The following is a 21,826-nucleotide window of genomic DNA, read 5'->3' on the forward strand; positions in this document are numbered from 1 at the left end:
GGTTGTTACCTAACACTAAAAAATAAATATAAAATCAAACATTCAAATAATTCTTTTTACAACAAGCACCTAACTATCAGTTTTTTATCAAAAATTTACCTCCTCTAGAGGTTCCTTCAAAATGTAGTTGATAAAAATACATCCCTCCTGGCAGATTTCTTTTCTCAAACGTTAATTCATTGAGACCTCTAACCCCTTCTTGTTCTTCATTATATACTTTTTCACCTAAAACATTATATACATACAATTGATAGGTCTCTTTTGTTGTCATATGGAAATAAAAAGTAGCAGAATCTTCAACAGGGTTTGGAGCCAGAAAAACTTCTTTACTGGCTATGGTATCAGGCACTACTTTTTGTGAAGTAGAGAATTGTAAATCTTCTATTTTTATAAAAACTTCTGAAGCACTCTTTTCTATTGCTGTCATTTTAAAAACAATCAATTCAGCATCTGATAAATCAATCGGAACTCCTAGTTTAGAAGAAAAATCAGATATTGGTATAATAAAATCCTGAGCTTCTTCTTTTAGAGTAACCTCTGTTCTAAACTGATCTTCCCAGTCTCTGATACTATCCTTGATTATAGTAATACTCAATTTCCCTGAACCAGCTGCTCTAAAACGCATCGTTTCATATTCAGACAGATCAACTGCATGGAATCGAGGAGTTAATGACCTGTAGATTGCTACATAATCATTTATAGTAGCTGTTAGCGAAACATTTCTTTCTATGGCATAGGTTCCTTCTTCAAAAGAAGTAGTATCAGGAGTAACTTCGAAAATATTTACCTGAGTATGATCCGCTGCATCATCTACTCCCCAGGTACCGTCAGATACAAATAAATCATCAGGAGTAAACTCAAATTCGTTACGAACTCTAAATCCAAAATCATAAAGGCTTCCCGTATCAAATGTTATTTGATTGATATAATTATCTAATGAAAACTTTTCCTGCAATGGTTCAAATTCACTAGTTTCTGTTGCTCGTTTATGACCTTCTACTGTAATATTCTGTGTTTCCTCTCTTGTGTTTACCACTTCCATTGTCAACTTATGATTTTTATAAGCAGTGCTTTTAACAAAAATCGGAGGAGGAGGAGAAACATTATAAGATGTTATCGTTCTTTGAGCTTTCATTAATTCAAGTACTTCATTCGCTAATGTGTATAAATCATCTACGGTACTTGCCCAAATCTGAAAATTATAATATTCATGATCACTGGCATACGTATCTAGGTTCCAATGGGAATCTATTATAAACCCGGTTTGATCAGCCGTCATTCTTCCTGAAAAACTTACAACAAACTCCAATTCTCCTTTCGGATTTTTTATAATTGATTTGATAAATGGGTGCTCGTCTATATGAATAGTAGATACAGATAATAACTCAGCTCCCAATAACCGATCACAGATATATTTTGTATGTTCATAAACTTTATTTTCTGTTTTCAATGCTAATAAAACACCAACTGTCTCTTTATTCCTCTGATAATCTATTGATATAATATCTGTAGCATTCGTGATAGCTATCAAATCCAGAGGAGAACTTTCAATAGCTTCCGTATCATTAATAGTTTCCAGAGGTACTAAATCTCTAAGGGTAAAATTAGCGCTGTATTTTTTTCCGTAATTCTTTGTTTTATAAAGTCTTTTTGCTGTTTTCTTATCAAAGGAATATCCTGTTTTCGCTCTGGAATAATTCCGTTTATTAACCAACGATGATAATCTATTATTACTTTCTAATCCGCCTTCATTTCCTCCCGAAGTGGTTGTAACTACCGGACAGCTCTCAACTCCCGAACATGAAGGGTCATCGCAATCTACCAACCCATCTCCATCATCATCAACACCATTAGTACAATTTTCCATAGCAACTGGGGCTGTGGGACATCGTGCTCCATCATTGCTGGAACTAGAAGGTCCAAAAGCAAATAAATTAGAAGAAATAGTCCCTCCTGCTGTTATATCCTGTACTGCATAAACAATATATAAGGTCCCTGTCTGATTAGAAGAAACATAAAAATTCCCTGCCAAATCAAAATATACAGCTCCGTAAGTATAATCGTTTCCAGACAGTATAGGAACTACTCCTAGATTTGTTACTATCCCTGTATCTATATCAATTCTATACAAGCGATTCGTTCCTTTCTCTACAGTGTACAAAAAATCATCCTGCGCATTAAATGCCCAATCGTGAATACTTATATCTTCAGACAAAGTTCCTGTACCTAAATGTGTTAAATACGTACTTGAAGAAGGATCTAAATCTATTTTATGAAATACCGTTCCTCCGTTTTTTAGATAATAAATTCCATTAGGATGTACATCTCCGATATAACTACTTGACGGTAATTCACTAAAGTAATGCGTTTCATACGTATAATCAGCTCCTATTTTTATAATCGTATTGGAAGGCGTCTTTAATGATCCCCAGATATATCCGTCTTTGGCATTATATCCTGCGCCATTAATATTTCCTTCTACCATATCACTTGCTGTTGGAGTTGATGTTCCTGAGGCCAGATCTATTCCAAAAACATCATTATACTGAAATAAATAGGCATTTATATCACAATTAAAAGGAGTATTCGTTTGAGCTGTTACTTTGATTACAATTCCTGTAACCAATAAAAATAACAATAGGTAAAAATTTGGGTATTTATTTTTCATCTTTTTAGGTTTATAGAATGTAAGATCTCTTAAAAATACCCAAAACACGCAATTAACTAACAAACAATAAGTTACAAATAGATTTACTATGGTCGAATGACGCTTTTCTGTCGATCAACAAAATGACTTAACAACATTTTTTTCATATTTTGGAAATCCATCACCAAATTCTTTTGCAGAAATTAGTAGGTTTGTTTTTATGAGCACACAACAATGTCCTTGCGGTACCGGAAAAAGTTATTTCAACTGCTGTAAAATAGTCCATGAACATCATGAAAAAGCGATAACTGCAGAGATGCTGATGAGATCCAGGTATGTTGGTTTTGTCTATGCGGATGGAGATTATTTGCTAAAAAGTCATCATGCCAAAACACGCCCTGTACATGAGAAAAAGGAGATCGTTAAATGGGCTAAGTCTGTAAACTGGATAAAACTAGACGTGCTAAAAACATCCAAAGGAAACTTAGAAGACACTGATGGGTATGTAGAGTTCAAAGCCTTCTTTTTTGAAAATAATGCTGTACAAGTAATCCATGAAAAATCTTATTTTATAAAAGAAAAAGGACGCTGGTATTACTATGGAGCAGTGTAACCTTACTTCCTAAAAACAACCTCCTTCCTTATCCTATTCCCTTCAAAAATTTTCATACAACATAGAAGACTCCCCACTAGCTGCTTGTTAATTACTAATAACTCTTAATGAAGAATTGCATGAATATTAGCTTATAAAAAACTGTTTTGAAATTTATTTTTAATTAATCTAAATAATATTAATTATTTTAGTTAATTTCACCCCCCAACAAACATGCTATGTATTCGTGTAAAATGGAGTTATCATTTCTTCATATTCCCCCAATACAAGAATAAACATAAACAATCATGAATCCAGACTTTTCAGAATTCATTTCTTCTTTTGAGAACACTCTAAAATCCGTATTTCACCAACGAGCTGATATAGACACTTTCAGTAGTCAACGAGGAATTCCTCCCATGGTAATGAGAGAAATTATGGATCACGCTCCCCTATCAGTTGCCATTCCTCAAAATTATGGAGGTCGTGGAGCGTATGTCAAAGAATGTCTAGGTGTACTGGCAGCAGCATCCTATGAATCCCTTCCATTATCACTTACCTTTGGTATAAACATCGCTTTATTTCTAGAACCTGTTGCTAAATATGCTGATGAGGATGTAAAAGGAGCTATTTTTAAGCGTTTCCTAGAGAAACAACAAATGGGCGGACTCATGATTACAGAGCCTGACTTTGGGAGTGATGCCTTGAACATGCAGACATATAACATTAAAAATGACTCTTCTTATACAATCAAAGGAACCAAACACTGGCAAGGATTGACCGGTATGGCAGATTATTGGTTAATAACTTCCCGAAAGAAAAATGAAAAAGGGGAATTAGCCAGAGATATTGATTTTTTTATTTGTGATGTCACGCAAAAGAACCAACATGTAGAAGTCGAAGAGTACTTTGATAATCTCGGACTATATATGATACCATATGGTCGTAATAAATTAAACCTTGAAATTCCTGAAAAATTCAAATTACAACCTGAAAGTACAGGAATTAAAATGATGCTAGACATCCTTCATCGCAGTAGAATGCAGTTCCCTGGAATGGGTATGGGGTTCATTAAACGTATGTTGGACGAAGCACTCCTTCAATGCAAAAACAGAATCATCGGGGGAAAAAACCTGCTGGCATTAGATCAGGTGCAACATCAGATTTCTAAAATACAAAGTGCTTTTACCATTTGTTCAGCCATGTGTATCCGAAGCAGTAAAACCAGCGGTATTGATAAAAATGTATCTTCTGCAGGAATTGAAGCAAATAGTATGAAGGCCGTAATTACTGATCTGATGCAGGAATCTGCGCAGTTATTAGTACAATTATCCGGTTCCAAAGGATATCGACTAAGTCATATTGGAGGTCGAGGTATTGTAGACAGTCGACCTTTTCAGATTTTTGAAGGTTCTAATGAAATGCTATATACTCAGATCTCAGAAATGGTGTTAAAGCTAATGAGGAAAAAGAAAGAATTTAATCTTTTTGCTTTTCTTAAAGAATTTAATCTAACCGAAAAATCTTCCGAATACTTTAAAAAAGATATTGATTTCTCTCTCAAATTTGACCTTCCTCAGCGCAAACTTGTTGATCTGGGAAAAGCCTTAGGCAGAATTATATCTGCTGATTTCGTTTTGTCATTGATAGAAACCGATTTCAGAAAAGACCTGATCGATAACTGCATTGTATCCCTGCAACAAGATATATCTAAATTGATAAACTCATATAACTTCAACAGCCTGATTGACAGTATCGAAGAATACAAATCCAATAGTTCCTGGTTACAGTTTTCATAACATTTTCTCTTAAATAAAACATCAGTTAAAATTTAAGAAAACATTAACCCTATCTATTTGAAATTAATCTAAATAAAATTGGATTTGTTGGGGTAACAGAGTACTTTTATCCCCTAACTATATTTAATCTAAATAAATAATCAGGAAATGAAATTGAGAATCGTCTTAGGTATTATGATCGCTGCCATTGCCATTACATGTGTTAATTGTAATGATGATGACGATAAAGGGAATAATACCTCCAAGGTTACCAAAAAACAAGTAATAGAAAATTATGTCAATATAGTACACCAATCCTATAAAGACTCATATGATAAGGCTGTCGTAATGCAGACAGCAATTAATGCATTTATAGCTGCTCCTTCTGAAGCAGGATTCGAAGCTGCAAAAAAAGCTTGGTTAGATGCTCGTGAACCATACGGACAAACGGAGGTATATAGAGAATCAAACGGACCGATCGACACGAAAGAATCAGCTTCAGAGCCATGGGGACTTGATATTGAAGGACAGATTAATGCTTGGCCTCTTGATGAAGGATATATTGATTATGTTCTTGCAGGTACAGAATCCTACGCAGGGGATTACTCTGGTGGTATTATTGCTGATCCAGCAATCACAATTAACGAAGCACTTTTGATCGATAAAAACGAAGCGCAAAACGACAAATCGATCAGCACTGGATGGCATGCTGTTGAGTTCCTATTATGGGGGCAAGACAATACAAAGCCTGCAGATAAAAAGGCGGGATTAAGAACTTATACAGATTATACTACAGCAGCACATGCTGATAGAAGAAAAGAGTTTTTACAAGTTTCGACTGATCTTCTTGTAAAAGACCTGAAAAGCCTTGTAGACACCTGGGCTGCTAATGGAGCTTACAGAAAAGTATTTCTGGCACTAAATGAAGACGTTGCTTTAAAGCAAGTAATTAAAGGATCCTTCTTTATTAGTGGAGAAGAACTATCATCAGAACGAATGATTGCTCCCCTTAACTCTGAAGAGGGAATTGACAACAGTGGACAAGAAGATGAGCACTCTTGTTTTTCTGACAATACACACCGGGATATTTATAACAATGCCCTAGGGGTGCAAAATGTTATTTTTGGACAATACGGTTCGATAAAAGGGGCTTCATTTTATGATCTCGTTAATCAAACAGACGCAGATGCTGCTCAAAAATTAAAAGTAGCGGCTGCCGATGCCATAAGCAAAATTAATGCGATCGCAACTAATGATAAGCCGTTTGATTTATTAATTATCGAAGAAAACTTTACAGATACTCCAAAAGGAGTTGTTACTCTTGCTATTGATGCGCTAAAAGAACAGGCAAACCAAATTAGTGCTGCGGCATCGAGTATAGGAATCAATGTAGTAAACTAATCACATAGTTTTAACTATCTAGATAACAAAGCATACCTTATTAAATCCCGAACATTAAATTGTTCGGGTTTTGTCGTAAAAAGAGTTTCCTATAAATGACTAGAATTTTATATAAAATTATACTTTTATCAATAACCCTATTGAGTTTATCCTGCAGTTGTTCTAATGATAACGACTCTTATACTCCTGTTGATAAAATAACTTATGAAGAAGGAGAAGAACTTCTTATCGGACAATTTAGTATCGGTTCCCAAAGTAACAATGCTTTTGGACACAAAATTCCTGGATTAATAGATAATGAAGGAGCATTCGAAACCGGAAATTCCTTATTCAATCAATCCTGGGTTTCATCCCCCGCTTCTACTACTGCCAGAGACGGATTAGGTCCCACTTTTAATGCCAAAGCATGTGCCAGCTGTCATTTTAAAGATGGTAGAGGACGTCCTCCGCTTGCAGGAGATACCGGAGAATCCAATGGTTTTTTAATGAGAATCAGTATTCCAGGTGAAAGCATGAATGGAGGACCTCTGGAAGTTCCTCACTACGGAGACCAAATTCAAGATCATGCCAATCTCAATATACCTGCTGAAGCCAAGGTTCTTATAACATATGAAACTGTAAAAGGGAACTATCCCGATGGAACTCCATATGAACTCAGAAAACCTGTGTACGCTATACAAAATGAAGAGTTCGGTTCCCTACAAACCGTTCTTACCTCTCCGCGAATTGCACAACAAACTATTGGTCTTGGTTTTATTGATGCTTTAGACGACGCTGCTATTTTAGCAAACGTAGATGAATTTGATACCGATAAAGATGGAATCTCTGGAAAAGCAAACTATGTATGGGACGTAAAAACAAACACCCTTAAAATTGGAAAATTTGGATGGAAATCCAACCAACCCAGCCTGGAACAACAAATTGCAGGTGCTTTTAATGGAGACATGGGACTAACTACTTATTTATTCCCAGAAAACAATTGTCCAAGCCCACAAAATGACTGTGCGAATGCTCCTAATGGAGGAGCCCCGGAAGTTACTGACAGACAACTAAAGCATGTACTCATCTATCAAGCTGCATTAGCTGTACCTACCAGAAGAGATTACAAAAAAGAAAACGTATTAAAAGGTAAAAATCTATTCAGAGAATTAGCCTGTATCAAATGTCATGTAGATAATTTCGTAACTGATAACAACTATGCTATTCTTCCTCAGATTCAAAATATTCAAGTGCGCCCTTATTCCGATTTTCTATTACACGACATGGGGGAAAAACTAGCAGATAACAGACCTGATTTTTTAGCAAGTGGAAGAGAATGGAGAACTCAACCACTATGGGGAATTGGTCTTATCGAGACAGTAAACAACCATACTTTTTTACTACATGACGGAAGAGCCAGAAATATTGAAGAAGCTATTTTATGGCACGGAGGAGAAGCAGAAAAAAGTAAAAATGATTTTATGCAATTAACACAAGCAGAACGACAATACCTACTTGATTTTATCAATTCATTATAGATTACACTATGAAAAAAATAACATCCATTTTTTTAATCACCCTCATTTTTTTTGCATCCTGCAATGAAAATGACCACAAGACGACAACCGATACCCCTACGAATTTTGATAATCAAAAAATGAGAGCCAACATCGTAGATGACATCATCATACCATCGGTAACATCATTTCGGGAAGAGGCTACTATCCTACATGAGAAAATAACTCTTTTTGTTGCAGCCCCTTCCATAGAAAGCCTGGACGAAGCACAGTTACAATGGAAAAAAACAGCTACTGCATACGGATATGTTTATGCTTTTAATATTGGCACTGTTAAGGACAATTTTATGCACTTAAAACTTTATAATTGGCCAACTTATACGAATGCTATAGAAAACAGAATTAATGGCAATACAGAACTGAATGAAGAAACAATAGCCAAAATCAGTACTCCTTCTAAAGGGATTTCCTCTATTGAGTATTTATTGTTTAATAGTCCTAACAATGACATTATACAAAACTTTGCTACCGAAAAAAGAAAACAATACCTTTCTCTCATCGCAAAGGAATTACAAACCAATGCTGAGAAATTGGTAAACATCTGGGATAGAAACGGAGACAATTATGCTACTGCTTTTATACAAAATAAAGAAGAAGGACTTGCTTCTTCTCTCAATTTGTTATTTAACGGGCTATATAACACTGCGGATACTGTAAAAAAAGCAAAACTAGGAAAACCCGGAGGTCTGGAGAACTCATCAAATACCAGTCCTGAAAATCTTCAGGCTCCTTTTAGTAAAATTTCTAAAGAATTGATCCTTGCCAATATAAAAAGTATAGAACGCACTTTCTACAATTCCGATGGTTTGGGAGTCTCTGATAAGATCACGGCGATTGCGGGAGATACTGTACTGGCAGATGCATTGCAAAAACAATTGACCAATACTCAAAATGCCTTACTTGCTATCGACGGGGATATCTATACTGCAATTAACACTCAGAAAGAAGCTGTCAGTAAGGCTCATAAAGAAATAACAGCTCTGGTAATTATGCTTTCTAATGATGTACGAAGTATTCTTTCTATCATTATTACACCTACAGATAATGATGGAGATTAATTCTCTAAAGCAAAACACTAGCATCTGAAAAGAGTAATGTAACAAAAGTCAAATACATCCATTATGTATTTGGCTTTTTTTATCCTGGGATGGTAAAAAAGAACGTACTCCCCTCTCCTTCTGATGATTCTAACCATATTTCGCCTCCATGAGACTCAACAATCTTCTTACAATGCGCCAGCCCAATACCTGTTCCTGGATATTTATCCTTGGAATGTAGACGCTGAAATATGGCAAATATTCTTTCCTGATGTTTTTCCGGTATCCCAATACCATTATCCTCTACAGAGAATTTCCAGTACTTTTTCCCTTCCTTTGTAATCTCGATACTCGAGATTACAATCTCGGGAATAACCTCCTTGTTTCTGAACTTAATTCCGTTACTAATCAAATTCTGAAACAACAATCTAAGCTCTATTTCATTCCCTTCTAATATGGGTAATGAATTCGCAATGACTAAACTGGCTTTGCTTTTTTCTACAACATCCTTTAAGTCTTTCTTCAGATCTCTCAAAATTACATTACTATCTACCAAACCTATATCTTTACCTCTACCCAATCGAGAATACTGCAACAAGGCATCTATGAGGTTTTTCATACGAATACTGGCATCCTGAATAAACCCTAAACTCTCTTTTCCCGTTTCATCAAAAGTATCCTTATAATCTTCCGCTAATAGTCCGATAAAACTGGAAATTGTATTTAAGGGCTCTTGCAAATCGTGACTTGCTATATAAGCGAATTGTTCCAATTCCTGATTTTTGGAAGCCAGTTCTAAGGACTGTTTATTAATTGCAATATTTTTCTGTTTTAACTCTTTATTCAAGCGTTTTTTAGTCAGGTAACTACGATATACAAAAACACCTGCTAATAAAAGAAGCATCATCAGAATTATCAGATAGAGATTTATTTTTTTGTGAGTAGATATTTCTGAAAGCTGCTCATTTAAGATCTCCTTTTGTTTTTGAATCTCTTGTTTCTGATCTGACAGGATTTTTTGCTGATTTCCTATTTTCTTATTACGAGTTGCTATTTTCTCCTCCTGATCCTGAATTCGAAGCAATTGTTCTTTAATTCCCTCTTCCAGTTCCTTTTCTATTTTTAGTTTCTCCTCAAATTTCTTTTTCTGAATTCCACTTGCTTTCCACAACTCTTTAATCGTCTTATTACGAGCTACAACTTCTTCTTCTATATCATGTAACCGTTTGGTTTGGTCTCCAATAGTTTTTTCTTGTCTTGTAATCTCCTTCTCCCGGTCTTCTATTAACCGCTCCTGTTCTTTATTTTTTTCTAGTGCTTCATCAAAGTCTTTTTCCAGTGTTTTATACAGTTTTTTCCATTTCTGAGGAGAGCGAATAGCATATCTTTTTAGCGTAACAGCATAAACAAACCCTTCTTTTTCTATATGCCGTTCGTTAATTTCATATTCAAAAGAATTACCGACATTTACCATATTGATCATTGAAGAATTAAAATTATAATCTTCGGTCACCAATAAAATCCCTTTTCCTGAGATTTTTTTCAGGATATAATTAATATCGTACTTGAATTTGTTATTTACATATAACAGCTGAATTCCACGAAGATTATCAGCTTTGAGAAACCTGGATACCTCAACCGGTTTACCTTGTATTTTTCTCTTTTGAGCCAGTGATTGCAAATCATAGATTGTAGCATCCATCCCTAAAACACCAATTTTAAAAAACTGATTGTCTTCGATATTTTTCCACTGTACCTGCTGCGCAAAATTATAAACAAAGATAGCTCTTTGTCTTTTTTTCACAGCTTCATTATTCTCTTCCTGACTTCTTCCCTGAAAAGAAAAACATCCTGTTAAAAGAATCAAAAAGAAAAAAGAATAACACTGTTCCCTAACCAACTGTTGAATACTCATATGTCTTACTTCATAATCTCAGCAATAGTCGAAAATAATAATTTGCTCCATTTACTCCAAACTGCTGAACTCTTCTACTATATATAAAATTTCCATCATTACTATTGACAGAATGTTTATTTCTATCCGGATATACATCAAAAATATTATTTCCTCCTATCATACATCGTATTTGGGAATTGATATGATATGTAATAGCCGCATCAGTTACTAATTTTGGAGCAAAAGTCTGATCTCTGCTTTCTACATTTCCTGTAAATTCATTAAGAACCCAATTATCAGGATCTCCATCTTCCGGATGTAAATAGGTTACTTTTCCAAATAAGGTATTCATCAATTGAAAACGATATTTTCCTAATTCATAGGACATCACTGATGTAATTTTATAATTGGGTTGAGAAGATTCTATCCGGGCAACTTCTTCTCTGTTAAACAAGCCTTCTTCCATTCCGATCAGAGACGGAGGTGCCTGTATTCTTCCTCTTACTTTTGTTCTGGTAAGATTTGCACCTAGTACTGCATTTACATCTCCTTCGCCTATAGATGTTTTATATACCAAAGAAGCATCTAATCCAGTAGTTCTAGAGTCAATCGCATTGGTAAAAAACTGAGCTGCTCCTACCTGAAAAGGAGCCAATATATCTTCATAACCTTCGGACAATCTAGAAGAAAGAACAATCCTATCTTCTATATTAATCAGATAATAATCAAACGAATACGCCAGTTTATTATTGAGCTTACCGCTAATCCCTGCACTAAAGTGATTTGACGCCTCTGGTTTTAGCGGTCCTGTCTGAAATGCTTCCTGGGTTACTGCACTTTCATTATTAAAGGTCCCCACCTGAATACTCTGTCCATTGACGAATTGGGTACTGATATTCTGAAAGAATACCTGGTGTAACGAAGGAGCTCTAAACCCGGTAGATAAACCTGTTCGCACACTGGTAAACTTATTTATTCGATATCTTCCGGATAGTTTCCAGATCGTATGTCCTCCAAAATCGTTATAGCTATTGTATCGTACAGCCCCTTTTAACAGAAGCTTCTCTGATACATTTGCTTCCAGATCAATATACCCTGAGCTATTGGTTCTGAATCTGTTTAATTCATTATCCGGGTGAATTCCTGGAAACACCTGTGCGCCAGCAATTCGCTTTCGTTCTACCCCGGATGTATCTATATAGGTTTCTCCTCCATCGATATATGAAGCCTCTTCTCCTGCTATAATTTGATAATTCTCAACTCGAAGCTCTGCTCCAAAGGCTACATTCACCCCTTTCAACCAATCAAAACTTCGTGACAAATCCAGATTGGTTGTACTCTGTCGGTACTTAAAACCTCCGGCATAGAATGTTCTCGGAGAAGCAATTCCTAAAGATGCATTATTCGAATTATTAACTGTATAATCCAATCCATTAATCCCAATACCATGGCTAAAGTCTAAATTCCAATTATTTTTAGTTCCACGAATTCCTGCAATGACAAAATCATCCTGGATATCCGTTAGAATTTGTGGAGAAAAACCATTGGGAAATAATTCTGACACTACTTTCTCTTGCTCTTTGGGAAATCTGTAAAATCCTGCTGATTTTCCTTCTCTATAGTTTCTACCTCCCAACAGGTAAAAATTTGCTTTTTCAGACATTTCTATTTCTCCATTAAAAGACACTGCCAGATTTTGAGTAGCAGCATTGCCTATTTCCATTACTCTTTTATCTGTATAGCCCGTTTCCCCAAAGAAATTATTCTTAATTATTAGGTCCTGATCTTCTTCTCTATCATCTGTATAAACAGTTCCTGTATAATTCCCTGCTCTATTGGTTGCTTTTCTATCCCGATATTCCGCAGTGACATTGATATATCCTTTTTCTCCTACCTTTAATCCGAAGTTAACAGAAGAATATGTATTAACACCATCTCCATCAGTAGTCACACCTATTCTATTATCAACATCTATTACGTCTGTTTGTTTTTTTAATACAATATTAATTACCCCTGCAATAGCGTCAGATCCATATTGAGAAGTTGCTCCATCTCTCAGAATTTCAATACGCTCGATAGAAGCTATAGGAATCGCATTAAAATCAGTCCCTACTGTTCCTTTCCCAATGGTTCCATTCACATTCAGTAATGAGCTATTATGTCTCCTCTTCCCATTGACCAGTACCAATACCTGATCAGGTCCTAAGCCCCTCAACGTTGCTGGATCGATATGATCTGTTCCATCTGAGATGGTTTGATATGTAGAATGGAAAGAAGGAATTAGATAATGCAAAATGTGGCTCAGTTCTATCTGAGATGAATTAGACACTCCCTGAGCAGAAATCACATCTACCGGTACCGTAGTTTTTAGTAAAGAGCTTGGTTTTGCCCGAGATCCCAAGGTAGTAGGTTGATCCATTGAAAAACCGGTAGTAAGAACAAAATCAACCTGCAAAGTATCCCCGGATTGTACCTGAATCTCTTTAGAAACCGGGTTGTACATAATAAAACCTGCAACAAGTGTATAATTTCCATTATTCACTTTTAGGATATAATCGCCATGAACGTCTGTAGTCGTACTAATCCCAAATCCTTCCAAAACAACCTTCGCCCCCGGAAGACTTCCGAATTGATCTGAGACTTTTCCCTTTACTATCCCTTGAGATGTAACTGAATGAACAGAACATAATAATGTTATAGCAGTTGCAATAAGAACCCTATAATATCTGTGTGTGAAACCTATGATACTAATAGTTATAAATTTAATAAGACACTTATTTTTGTGGGCAAATATACTTTACCTTTTAATTTTTTAGAATAAAAATCTAATATAAAATTCTAAAAAAGAATATTTTAACCTTCGGAAACGCTAAGAAATCCTCCTAGAAATAGTTGGAAACAATATCTTCCACAATTTCTTTGGTTAGCATTTTTTCTCTGAATTCTTTTATCTCCGGTGTATTATTTGCTTTCTCTTCATCTTCGATGCTCAATGTAGTGCCCAGCATCAAAATAATAATTCCCTTTTTATATTTATTTTCTAATTGTTGATACTCCGATATAAAGTTCCACCCATTCATTACAGGCATATTAATGTCCAAAAATATAATATCTGGCGATTGTTCCGATGTTACTACATTAAGTGCTTCCTCTCCATTTTCCGCAATAAGGATTTCTGCCGGAACTCCACTTCGCTCTATAACTGTTTTATTAAAAAAATTGGTTGCTTTACTATCATCAACTAAAAGAAAACGTTTTAACCCCTTAACCATAAAAACGCCTTTTAATAATTACAATTTCAACTACAAAAGTACTAATCTTTTTTTTGCTTTTGACAAAAATGAGTATTAAACACTGTATCTAATAAGTCTAAAGACAATGGTTTATTAATAAAATCAGCTACAGAGTGGTGGATGATAGATTCTCTAACATCTTCTGGGTTCGACGATGTAGACAATAAAATAACAATAATATTTTCTGTTAAAGAGGTTTCCAGTTTTTCGTATTCTTTTAGAAATTCCCATCCATTCATCGCTGGCATATTAATATCTAAAAAAATCAAATCTGGTTTTAACAAACTTGTATCCTCCCTTAGAGAGGTTAAGTATTCCAATGCAGCTTTACCGCTCTGAACCGAGCTTACCTGCTCATAACAATGATGTTTAGAAACTACTCTTGTATTATAAAAGTTAGTTGCCTTATCATCATCAATTAACAAAACTTTATTAACTAATTCTTTCATAAATTTTTCCCCGTGGTTTTTCAAAAGAACTAAACTTATTTTAATTTTCCTTGCAAAAAATAAAAACACTTTATTTTTTTCGTCAAAAAACACAAATTGTCGATAAAATTTCCTGCCAAACACCCCATACTCCATATGTATTAAACATAATCCGTACTAAATAAAGCATTTAGTCTTTTTATAAAAAATACTTCTTTAATTATATTTCAGGAAGGATTTATTTAGAAAAAAATACGGTGCATCAATTGCTATTTTATTCAAAAAAAACTTTGCTCATACGAGACTGAAAAACTGAATAACAACACTACATTTACACTTTTAAATTCACTATATTTCTCGCGATTTCTTAAGAAAAGAAAACTCTTTAAAAAGATAAAAACATTAATTTTATTAATGGATTCATTAACTCAAATCGTTTTAGGAGCAGCTGTCGGAGAAGCTTGCCTGGGAAAAAAAGTTGGTAATAAAGCCATTCTATGGGGAGCTATTGCTGGGACAATTCCCGACCTGGACGTACTTACCAGCAACTTTGTTGATATTGTTACTGCAAATGAAATCCATCGTGGATTCTCTCATTCTATCTTATTTTGTCTTATTGCAGCTCCCGTATTCGGATGGTTATTACATACTATATATCCAAGAAGTGAAGCTACCCGAAAAGACTGGACTATTTTAATGTTCCTAGGATTATTTACGCATCCCATCTTAGATGCATTTACAACCTGGGGGACTCAATTATTCTGGCCATTTAACTATAAGGTCTCTTTTAAAAATATCTTTGTAGTAGACCCTTTATATACTTTGCCTTTTTTACTATGCATTCTCATACTAATGTTTTATAAGCGTACCTCCCCTACCCGTAGACGCCTTAACAATCTCGGTCTTATAATCAGTAGTAGTTATATCCTCCTTACCTTGGGATTAAAATGGTTTACCTACACTAAGTTTGAAAAAAGCCTACACGATCAAAAGATTCCCTTTATAGCTATACAGAATAAGCCTACCCCTCTGAATACGATTTTATGGACCGCAAATGTAGAAACAGAAGATGCCTTTTTGATAGGGTTTTATTCTTTATTAGATGATGATGATTCCATTCAGTATTCAAAATTTCCTAAAAATCATCAGTTATTAGGTGATATGGCATCTGATCCCTTAATTCATAGATTGATTGCCTTAACAGAAGGCTGGTATACCATAGAAAAAAAAGAGAGTCATATCTACTTTAACGATCTTCGGTTTGGTCAGCTAGGAGTAGTTCCGAAAGCGAACAACTTTGTATTTAGCTATGAATTATTTTATGAAAATGGAATGCTGCAAGCAAAAGAAAAAGAAAAGGACGTAAGGGATATCTCTCCCTTGTTATCCCAACTTTGGTCGAGAATTAACGGAATAAAACCATAAGCACTTCAGGCATTCCTAAAAGTTTTTTCAGGAAAAGTCTCAAAAAATATTTCTGTCAGAAAAACACACAATTCCATCTTTCTAAAAACAACAACAAACACACATAAAAAACTAAAAAACAACACAATACACATATTCATAAAAATAAAACCAATATTCTTTATCTCGTTTTCACTCAATAACAGAAGTCCCTTCTAGAAAAGAATAAAAATTAATCAACGAAGCGACTCCGCATTTTAATAGCTATATTTAAACATTAAAATAGCTATACCTATGAGTAATACATTTAAATTAAAAGTGAATAATGCTTTTGATATTGAGCTTACAGAAGAAAGTTTAGCTAATTTGGATGCGGTCAAAACGACCCCCTCCAAATATCACATACTTCATCACCAAAAACCGTATGAAGCTGAAATAATTTCTTCTGACTTTGATCAAAAAAACTATGTTGTAAATATAAATAACAACACCTATACCGTTGATATTGCTAATGCACTGGATCAACTAATTGCCGAGATGGGATTCTCTATTGGTTCTTCTAAGCAAATCAATCAGATAAAAGCACCCATGCCAGGGCTTATCATAGATGTACACGTCAATGAAGGGCAAGAAGTAAAAGAAGAAGAATATTTACTGGTGCTGGAAGCCATGAAAATGGAAAATATTATAACATCCCCTCGAGATGGGATTATAAAATCCGTATCGATTACCTCCGGGGAAACGGTAGATAAAGGAAAACTTCTCATTGAATTTGAATAATTCAGGGAGTATCCTATCATCAAATTAACTTATTGTTCCTAAACACAAACATCTAAAGATGAAAAAAATATTAATTGCTAACAGAGGAGAAATCGCTGTTAGAGTTATGAATACGGCAAAAAAACTGGGAATTAAAACCGTAGCGATTTACTCAACAGTTGACAGAAATGCTCCTCATGTCAAACTCGCTGATGAAGCAGTTTGTATAGGAGAAGCTCCTTCGAATCAATCCTATCTGTTAGGGTCTAAAATTATTGCTACCGCAAAAGAACTACAAGTAGATGCGATCCATCCCGGATATGGTTTTTTAAGTGAGAATGCCGCTTTTGCCGAAGAAGCTGAAAAAAACAACATTACATTTATTGGTCCCAAGTCCAAAGCCATTAAAATCATGGGAAGCAAACTTGCTGCAAAAGAAGCGGTTAAAGCTTATGACATTCCTATGGTTCCAGGAATTGATGAAGCTATTACTGATGCCGATAAAGCGATAAAAATTGCGCAGGAAATCGGATTTCCTATTCTAATTAAAGCCTCTGCCGGAGGAGGAGGAAAAGGAATGCGGGTAGTAGAAAAAGAAGAAGACCTACCGGCACAAATGGAACGAGCGATTAGTGAAGCTACTTCTGCTTTTGGAGATGGAGCTGTATTCATTGAAAAATACATTGCCTCTCCGAGACATATTGAAATACAGGTAATGGCTGATACCCATGGCAATGTAATTCATTTATTCGAAAGAGAATGTAGTGTACAACGAAGACATCAGAAAGTTGTCGAAGAAGCCCCTTCTACAGTCCTTTCTCCCGAATTGAGAGCTGCCATGGGAGAAGCGGCAATTAAAGTAGCAAAATCTTGTGATTATGTCGGTGCCGGAACGGTAGAATTCTTATTGGATGACCAGCATAATTTTTACTTTTTGGAAATGAACACCCGATTACAGGTAGAGCATCCTGTAACAGAACTTATTACCGGATTGGATCTTGTCGCATTGCAAATCAGTGTAGCAAAAGGAGAGCAACTCCCCATCAAGCAAGAAGACATACATATCAAGGGACATGCGCTGGAGCTGAGAATTTATGCAGAAGATCCTTTAAATGATTTTTTACCCAGTGTTGGAAACCTAAGCACCTATATCCTTCCACAAGGAGAAGGGATCAGAGTTGACAATGGATTCGAACAAGGAATGGACATTCCTATATATTATGACCCTATGCTAGCCAAACTGATCACTTATGGGCAGACACGAGAAGAAGCATTATTACGTATGAAAGAAGCTATTAGTCAATACCAAATTGAAGGGGTAAAAACAACGCTTCCATTTGGAGATTTTGTATTCGATCATGAAGCTTTTCAGTCCGGAAACTTCGATACTCATTTTGTAAAAAAATATTATTCGCCGGAAACCATACAAAATGAACTGGAAGAAGAAGCAAAAATCGCTGCTTACATTGCATTGAAAAAATATATGGAAGATCAAAAAATAGTACGGCTACCAATACAGTAAAACATGGATTCAAAAATAAAAACACTACAAGATAAAATCGCATTAGCACATACTGGTGGAGGGGAACATCGTATCAAAAGACAGCACGAAAAAAAGAAACTCACTGCCAGAGAAAGAGTTGCTTATTTACTAGACGAAGGATCTTTTGAAGAAACCGGTATTCTGGTTACGCATAGAACTACCGATTTCGGTATGGAAAAAGAAATCTATTATGGGGATGGAGTAATTACTGGCTACGGAACCATCTCAGGGCGTTTGGTATACATATTCGCTCAGGATTTTACCGTTTTTGGGGGAGCTCTTTCTGAAACACATGCCGAAAAAATCTGTAAAATTATGGATTTAGCAATGAAAACAGGAGCTCCGCTTATCGGTTTGAATGATTCGGGGGGTGCCCGTATACAGGAAGGAGTTCGCTCTTTAGGTGGTTATGCTGATATTTTTTATCGCAACGTACAGGCATCCGGAGTAATTCCTCAAATTTCTGCCATTATGGGACCTTGTGCCGGAGGTGCTGTTTACTCTCCTGCCATGACTGATTTCACCCTTATGGTAGAAAATACAAGTTATATGTTTGTGACAGGTCCCAATGTTGTCAAAACGGTCACAAATGAAGAGGTTTCATCAGAAGAATTAGGAGGTGCCAGTACACATTCTACCAAATCAGGAGTAGCACATATTACCTCATCTAATGATGTCCAATGTTTAGAAGATATCAAGTCTTTATTAAGTTATCTCCCTCAAAACAATAAAGAAACTCCTCCTAAAAAAGAAGTAGTTCTTACGGATGAAATAAGGGATGCTCTCACTGATATTGTTCCTGATAATCCTAATAAGCCCTATGATATGCATGAGGTTATCACTGGGATTATCGATGAGGATTCTTTTTATGAAATCCATAAAGAATATGCAGAAAACATCATCGTCGGATTTGCTAGAATCGCAGGGAGAAGCGTTGGGATTATTGCCAATCAACCCATGTTTCTTGCCGGAGTATTAGATGTAAACAGCTCTAAAAAGGCTGCTCGCTTTACTCGTTTCTGTGATAGTTTTAATATCCCTTTATTAGTACTGGTAGATGTCCCTGGTTTTCTTCCCGGTACGGATCAGGAATGGAATGGAATCATCGTCCATGGAGCTAAATTATTATATGCATTGAGTGAAGCTACTGTTCCCAGAGTTACCGTTATTACCAGAAAAGCATATGGAGGTGCATATGACGTAATGAATTCAAAGCATATTGGGGCGGATCTTAATTTTGCCTGGCCTTCTGCCGAAATTGCTGTTATGGGAGCCAAAGGAGCCAGTGAAATTATCTTTAAAAAAGAAATTAAAAATGCTACAGACCCTCTTGCTACGCTAGCCGAAAAAGAAGCTGAATATGCTGATAAGTTTGCTAATCCTTATAGAGCCGCACAACGGGGGTTCATTGATGAAGTAATACTTCCCGAAAACACTCGAAAAAAACTTATCAAAGCTTTTAGTATGCTTGAGAACAAGGAAGTTCATACTCCTCAAAAGAAGCATGGAAATATTCCTTTATAGAAAAAGAGCAAGCTATTCTCTAAAATAAAAAAGCACCTATCTACAGGTGCTTTTTTATACAATTATAACAAGAAATCAACACTTTACTATAATTATACATTCCTGTTTATACCAGGCATATATTGTACATATCTATATGCGATCATTTTCTTTTTTTCATCCATAAAAGATTTTGTTTTCTTTGTAAAAATTGTCCCAAATAATGAATAACCGAATACTAACCAAATATGCTATCTATACCGTTGCGGTATTAAGTGCTACCTTAATTAATGAATACATTATTAAGTATGTAAAAAAACACATTGATCTACAAGGATATCTTTTGGTACTTATGGATATGCTGGTTGTTGTTTTGATATTTGCCCCTGCTTTTGCACTCGTATCAGAATACACTAAAAAAATCTCTAAAGCCTATATCAAAACCTCTAAAAAAGTATCCAGTAATAATAGAAGTGGAATTACATTAGGATTTTTGGCAGCTCTTATTATTTTATTCATTTTATTCGCATTACTACGACACAATATACATGTCATCAATGATCTGAAAAAAATAATCTCTAAATAAGAAAGTATTATAAAAAACACCCCCCGGAATGTATCGTATTTCCGAGGGGCTATAGTTAAAGCTTTTTAAAAGTACACAAACTCAACTCTCACTTTTATGCCTGCTTTAACTTGTTCTCTATTTCTGGCAATGATAAATTATTAATACTTCCTATATGGGTATGGGTGATTCCTTTTACAGGTTGATATTTTCCTTCTTCAATGTCACGACCAATTTTTTTATACGCATCCCTAAAAGACATTCCTCCGATTACCAGTTCATTTAGTGTATCTACACTAAACAGATAATTGTATTTTTCGTCTTCGAGAATTTGGGTATTTACCTCTATATTCTTTAATGAGTAGGATGCCATTTCCAGGCATGCTTTGAGCTCTTGAATAGCAGGTACTATTCCTTCTTTTAGCAACTGAAAATCTCTATGATAACCGCTAGGCAAATTGTTGGTCAACAGGCTTAATTCATAAGGTAATCCTTGTATTTTATTGCATTTTCCTCTTATTAATTCAAAAACATCCGGATTCTTTTTATGCGGCATAATACTGGAACCGGTTGTAAACTCTGATGGAATACTTAGGAAACCAAAATTCTGCCCCATATAAAGGCAAACATCCATCGCTAGTTTAGACAAAGTCGCAGCGATACTACTCAATGCAAAAGAGACTGATTTTTCTGATTTCCCTCTACTCATCTGAGCAGCAACGACATTATATTTTAATGTTTCAAACCCCAATTCTTTTGTCGTATATTCTCTATCAATCGGGAAAGAGCTCCCGTAGCCTGCTGCACTTCCCAGGGGATTTTGATCAACTATTTTTAAAGCTGCATTCACCATATACAAATCATCGACAAAGCTCTCTGCATATGCTGAAAACCATAACCCAAAGGAAGAAGGCATTGCTATTTGCAAATGCGTATATCCGGGTAATAATACTTCTTTATACCTATCTGCTGTATCCAACAGTACTTTTACAAAACCAGAAACCTGTTCTTTTATGCTTATCAACTCATCTTTCAGATATAAATGCATTGCTACTAATACCTGATCGTTTCTCGATCTGGCTGTATGCACTTTTTTCCCTGCTTCTCCTATTCTACGGATTAATTCAAACTCAATTTTGGAATGTACATCTTCAAAATCTTCTCCTATAGAAAAAATGCCTTTTGCTACTTCCTCCTGAAGAGAAGCTAATCCTTTCTCAATAGCTTTTATTTCTTCTGACGATATCAAATCAATACGATGTAGCATTTTAGCATGTGCTAGTGTTGCAGCTATATCATATTTTGCAATTACCAAATCCAATACTCTATCATTCCCTACAGTAAATGCATCTATTTTTTGATCTGTCGGTAGTCCTTTATCCCAAAGTTTCATCTTTTTCTTTTATTACCAATTATTGATTTT

General features: G+C 35.3%; 16 protein-coding genes. 10 read left to right on the forward strand and 6 right to left on the reverse strand.

What is annotated here, in order from left to right:
• Window positions 1-76 precede the first annotated feature (76 nt).
• Entirely contained in the window at window positions 77-2,668 is a 2,592-nt protein-coding gene (locus ACFSTE_RS21390; protein WP_378254191.1) for a T9SS type A sorting domain-containing protein, read from the reverse strand.
• Window positions 2,669-2,867: 199 nt separating this feature from the next.
• Here ACFSTE_RS21390 and ACFSTE_RS21395 point away from each other — a divergent pair, with 199 nt between their 5' ends.
• From ACFSTE_RS21395 to ACFSTE_RS21415, 5 genes are all read left to right on the forward strand, one after another.
• The gene (locus tag ACFSTE_RS21395) at window positions 2,868-3,260 is read left to right on the forward strand and encodes a YchJ family protein (protein ID WP_176030766.1); all 393 of its coding nucleotides are present in this window, start codon (window positions 2,868-2,870) and stop codon (window positions 3,258-3,260) included.
• A gap of 287 nt (window positions 3,261-3,547) precedes the next feature.
• Window positions 3,548-5,038, forward strand: coding sequence for an acyl-CoA dehydrogenase family protein (locus ACFSTE_RS21400; protein WP_378254189.1), 1,491 nt, complete (start codon window positions 3,548-3,550; stop codon window positions 5,036-5,038).
• 147 nt (window positions 5,039-5,185) lie between these two features.
• Window positions 5,186-6,418 (forward strand): imelysin family protein, encoded by a 1,233-nt coding sequence (locus ACFSTE_RS21405; RefSeq protein WP_378254187.1) that lies wholly within the window; start codon window positions 5,186-5,188, stop codon window positions 6,416-6,418.
• A 95-nt stretch (window positions 6,419-6,513) separates the two neighbouring features.
• Window positions 6,514-7,935 (forward strand): di-heme oxidoreductase family protein, encoded by a 1,422-nt coding sequence (locus tag ACFSTE_RS21410; protein ID WP_176030769.1) that lies wholly within the window; start codon window positions 6,514-6,516, stop codon window positions 7,933-7,935.
• An 8-nt stretch (window positions 7,936-7,943) separates the two neighbouring features.
• Complete coding sequence (locus ACFSTE_RS21415; protein ID WP_378254185.1) at window positions 7,944-9,032, forward strand: imelysin family protein; 1,089 nt, start codon at window positions 7,944-7,946, stop codon at window positions 9,030-9,032.
• Window positions 9,033-9,111: 79 nt separating this feature from the next.
• Here ACFSTE_RS21415 and ACFSTE_RS21420 read toward each other — a convergent pair whose 3' ends face one another.
• From ACFSTE_RS21420 to ACFSTE_RS21435, 4 genes are all read right to left on the reverse strand, one after another.
• The gene (locus ACFSTE_RS21420; RefSeq protein ID WP_176030771.1) at window positions 9,112-10,926 is read right to left on the reverse strand and encodes a YfiR/HmsC family protein; all 1,815 of its coding nucleotides are present in this window, start codon (window positions 10,924-10,926) and stop codon (window positions 9,112-9,114) included.
• Window positions 10,927-10,936: 10 nt separating this feature from the next.
• Complete coding sequence (locus ACFSTE_RS21425) at window positions 10,937-13,660, reverse strand: TonB-dependent receptor (RefSeq protein ID WP_378298417.1); 2,724 nt, start codon at window positions 13,658-13,660, stop codon at window positions 10,937-10,939.
• Window positions 13,661-13,790: 130 nt separating this feature from the next.
• A complete protein-coding gene (locus ACFSTE_RS21430) occupies window positions 13,791-14,180 on the reverse strand; it encodes a response regulator (protein WP_176030772.1) in 390 nt (129 codons plus the stop codon).
• A gap of 41 nt (window positions 14,181-14,221) precedes the next feature.
• Complete coding sequence (locus ACFSTE_RS21435) at window positions 14,222-14,650, reverse strand: response regulator (protein WP_176030773.1); 429 nt, start codon at window positions 14,648-14,650, stop codon at window positions 14,222-14,224.
• Between the two features lie 393 nt (window positions 14,651-15,043).
• On the opposite strand from ACFSTE_RS21435, the gene ACFSTE_RS21440 reads away from it, so the two are divergent.
• The 5 genes from ACFSTE_RS21440 (at window position 15,044) to ACFSTE_RS21460 (ending at window position 20,424) form a co-directional block, all read left to right on the forward strand.
• A complete protein-coding gene (locus ACFSTE_RS21440; protein ID WP_378254183.1) occupies window positions 15,044-16,054 on the forward strand; it encodes a metal-dependent hydrolase in 1,011 nt (336 codons plus the stop codon).
• A gap of 273 nt (window positions 16,055-16,327) precedes the next feature.
• Window positions 16,328-16,813, forward strand: coding sequence for an acetyl-CoA carboxylase biotin carboxyl carrier protein subunit (locus ACFSTE_RS21445; RefSeq protein ID WP_176030775.1), 486 nt, complete (start codon window positions 16,328-16,330; stop codon window positions 16,811-16,813).
• A gap of 58 nt (window positions 16,814-16,871) precedes the next feature.
• Window positions 16,872-18,314 carry an acetyl-CoA carboxylase biotin carboxylase subunit gene (gene accC / locus ACFSTE_RS21450; RefSeq protein ID WP_378254182.1) on the forward strand — a complete coding sequence of 481 codons (1,443 nt, stop codon included), beginning with the start codon at window positions 16,872-16,874 and terminating at the stop codon, window positions 18,312-18,314.
• A 3-nt stretch (window positions 18,315-18,317) separates the two neighbouring features.
• Window positions 18,318-19,859: an acyl-CoA carboxylase subunit beta gene (locus ACFSTE_RS21455; RefSeq protein WP_176030777.1), complete on the forward strand. Its 1,542-nt coding sequence runs from the start codon at window positions 18,318-18,320 to the stop codon at window positions 19,857-19,859.
• A 202-nt stretch (window positions 19,860-20,061) separates the two neighbouring features.
• Window positions 20,062-20,424 carry a hypothetical protein gene (locus ACFSTE_RS21460; RefSeq protein WP_176030778.1) on the forward strand — a complete coding sequence of 121 codons (363 nt, stop codon included), beginning with the start codon at window positions 20,062-20,064 and terminating at the stop codon, window positions 20,422-20,424.
• Between the two features lie 94 nt (window positions 20,425-20,518).
• On the opposite strand, the gene argH is transcribed toward ACFSTE_RS21460, so the two are convergent.
• A complete protein-coding gene (gene argH, locus ACFSTE_RS21465; protein WP_378254181.1) occupies window positions 20,519-21,796 on the reverse strand; it encodes an argininosuccinate lyase in 1,278 nt (425 codons plus the stop codon).
• Window positions 21,797-21,826: the final 30 nt, after the last annotated feature.

Source organism: Aquimarina hainanensis (assembly GCF_042684685.1).
GTDB classification, from domain to species: Bacteria; Bacteroidota; Bacteroidia; order Flavobacteriales; family Flavobacteriaceae; genus Aquimarina; species Aquimarina hainanensis.

What these genes read in the sequence shown, in the direction of transcription:
- ACFSTE_RS21405 (WP_378254187.1), top strand. Translation starts at nt 5,186, where the DNA reads ATGAAATTGAGAATCGTCTTAGGTATTATGATCGCTGCCATTGCCATT.
- ACFSTE_RS21415 (WP_378254185.1), top strand. Translation starts at nt 7,944, where the DNA reads ATGAAAAAAATAACATCCATTTTTTTAATCACCCTCATTTTTTTTGCA.
- ACFSTE_RS21435 (WP_176030773.1), bottom strand. Translation starts at nt 14,650, where the DNA reads ATGAAAGAATTAGTTAATAAAGTTTTGTTAATTGATGATGATAAGGCA.
- ACFSTE_RS21395 (WP_176030766.1), top strand. Translation starts at nt 2,868, where the DNA reads ATGAGCACACAACAATGTCCTTGCGGTACCGGAAAAAGTTATTTCAAC.
- ACFSTE_RS21400 (WP_378254189.1), top strand. Translation starts at nt 3,548, where the DNA reads ATGAATCCAGACTTTTCAGAATTCATTTCTTCTTTTGAGAACACTCTA.
- ACFSTE_RS21455 (WP_176030777.1), top strand. Translation starts at nt 18,318, where the DNA reads ATGGATTCAAAAATAAAAACACTACAAGATAAAATCGCATTAGCACAT.
- ACFSTE_RS21430 (WP_176030772.1), bottom strand. Translation starts at nt 14,180, where the DNA reads ATGGTTAAGGGGTTAAAACGTTTTCTTTTAGTTGATGATAGTAAAGCA.
- ACFSTE_RS21460 (WP_176030778.1), top strand. Translation starts at nt 20,062, where the DNA reads ATGAATAACCGAATACTAACCAAATATGCTATCTATACCGTTGCGGTA.
- ACFSTE_RS21410 (WP_176030769.1), top strand. Translation starts at nt 6,514, where the DNA reads ATGACTAGAATTTTATATAAAATTATACTTTTATCAATAACCCTATTG.
- accC (WP_378254182.1), top strand. Translation starts at nt 16,872, where the DNA reads ATGAAAAAAATATTAATTGCTAACAGAGGAGAAATCGCTGTTAGAGTT.
- argH (WP_378254181.1), bottom strand. Translation starts at nt 21,796, where the DNA reads ATGAAACTTTGGGATAAAGGACTACCGACAGATCAAAAAATAGATGCA.
- ACFSTE_RS21420 (WP_176030771.1), bottom strand. Translation starts at nt 10,926, where the DNA reads ATGAGTATTCAACAGTTGGTTAGGGAACAGTGTTATTCTTTTTTCTTT.
- ACFSTE_RS21440 (WP_378254183.1), top strand. Translation starts at nt 15,044, where the DNA reads ATGGATTCATTAACTCAAATCGTTTTAGGAGCAGCTGTCGGAGAAGCT.
- ACFSTE_RS21390 (WP_378254191.1), bottom strand. Translation starts at nt 2,668, where the DNA reads ATGAAAAATAAATACCCAAATTTTTACCTATTGTTATTTTTATTGGTT.
- ACFSTE_RS21445 (WP_176030775.1), top strand. Translation starts at nt 16,328, where the DNA reads ATGAGTAATACATTTAAATTAAAAGTGAATAATGCTTTTGATATTGAG.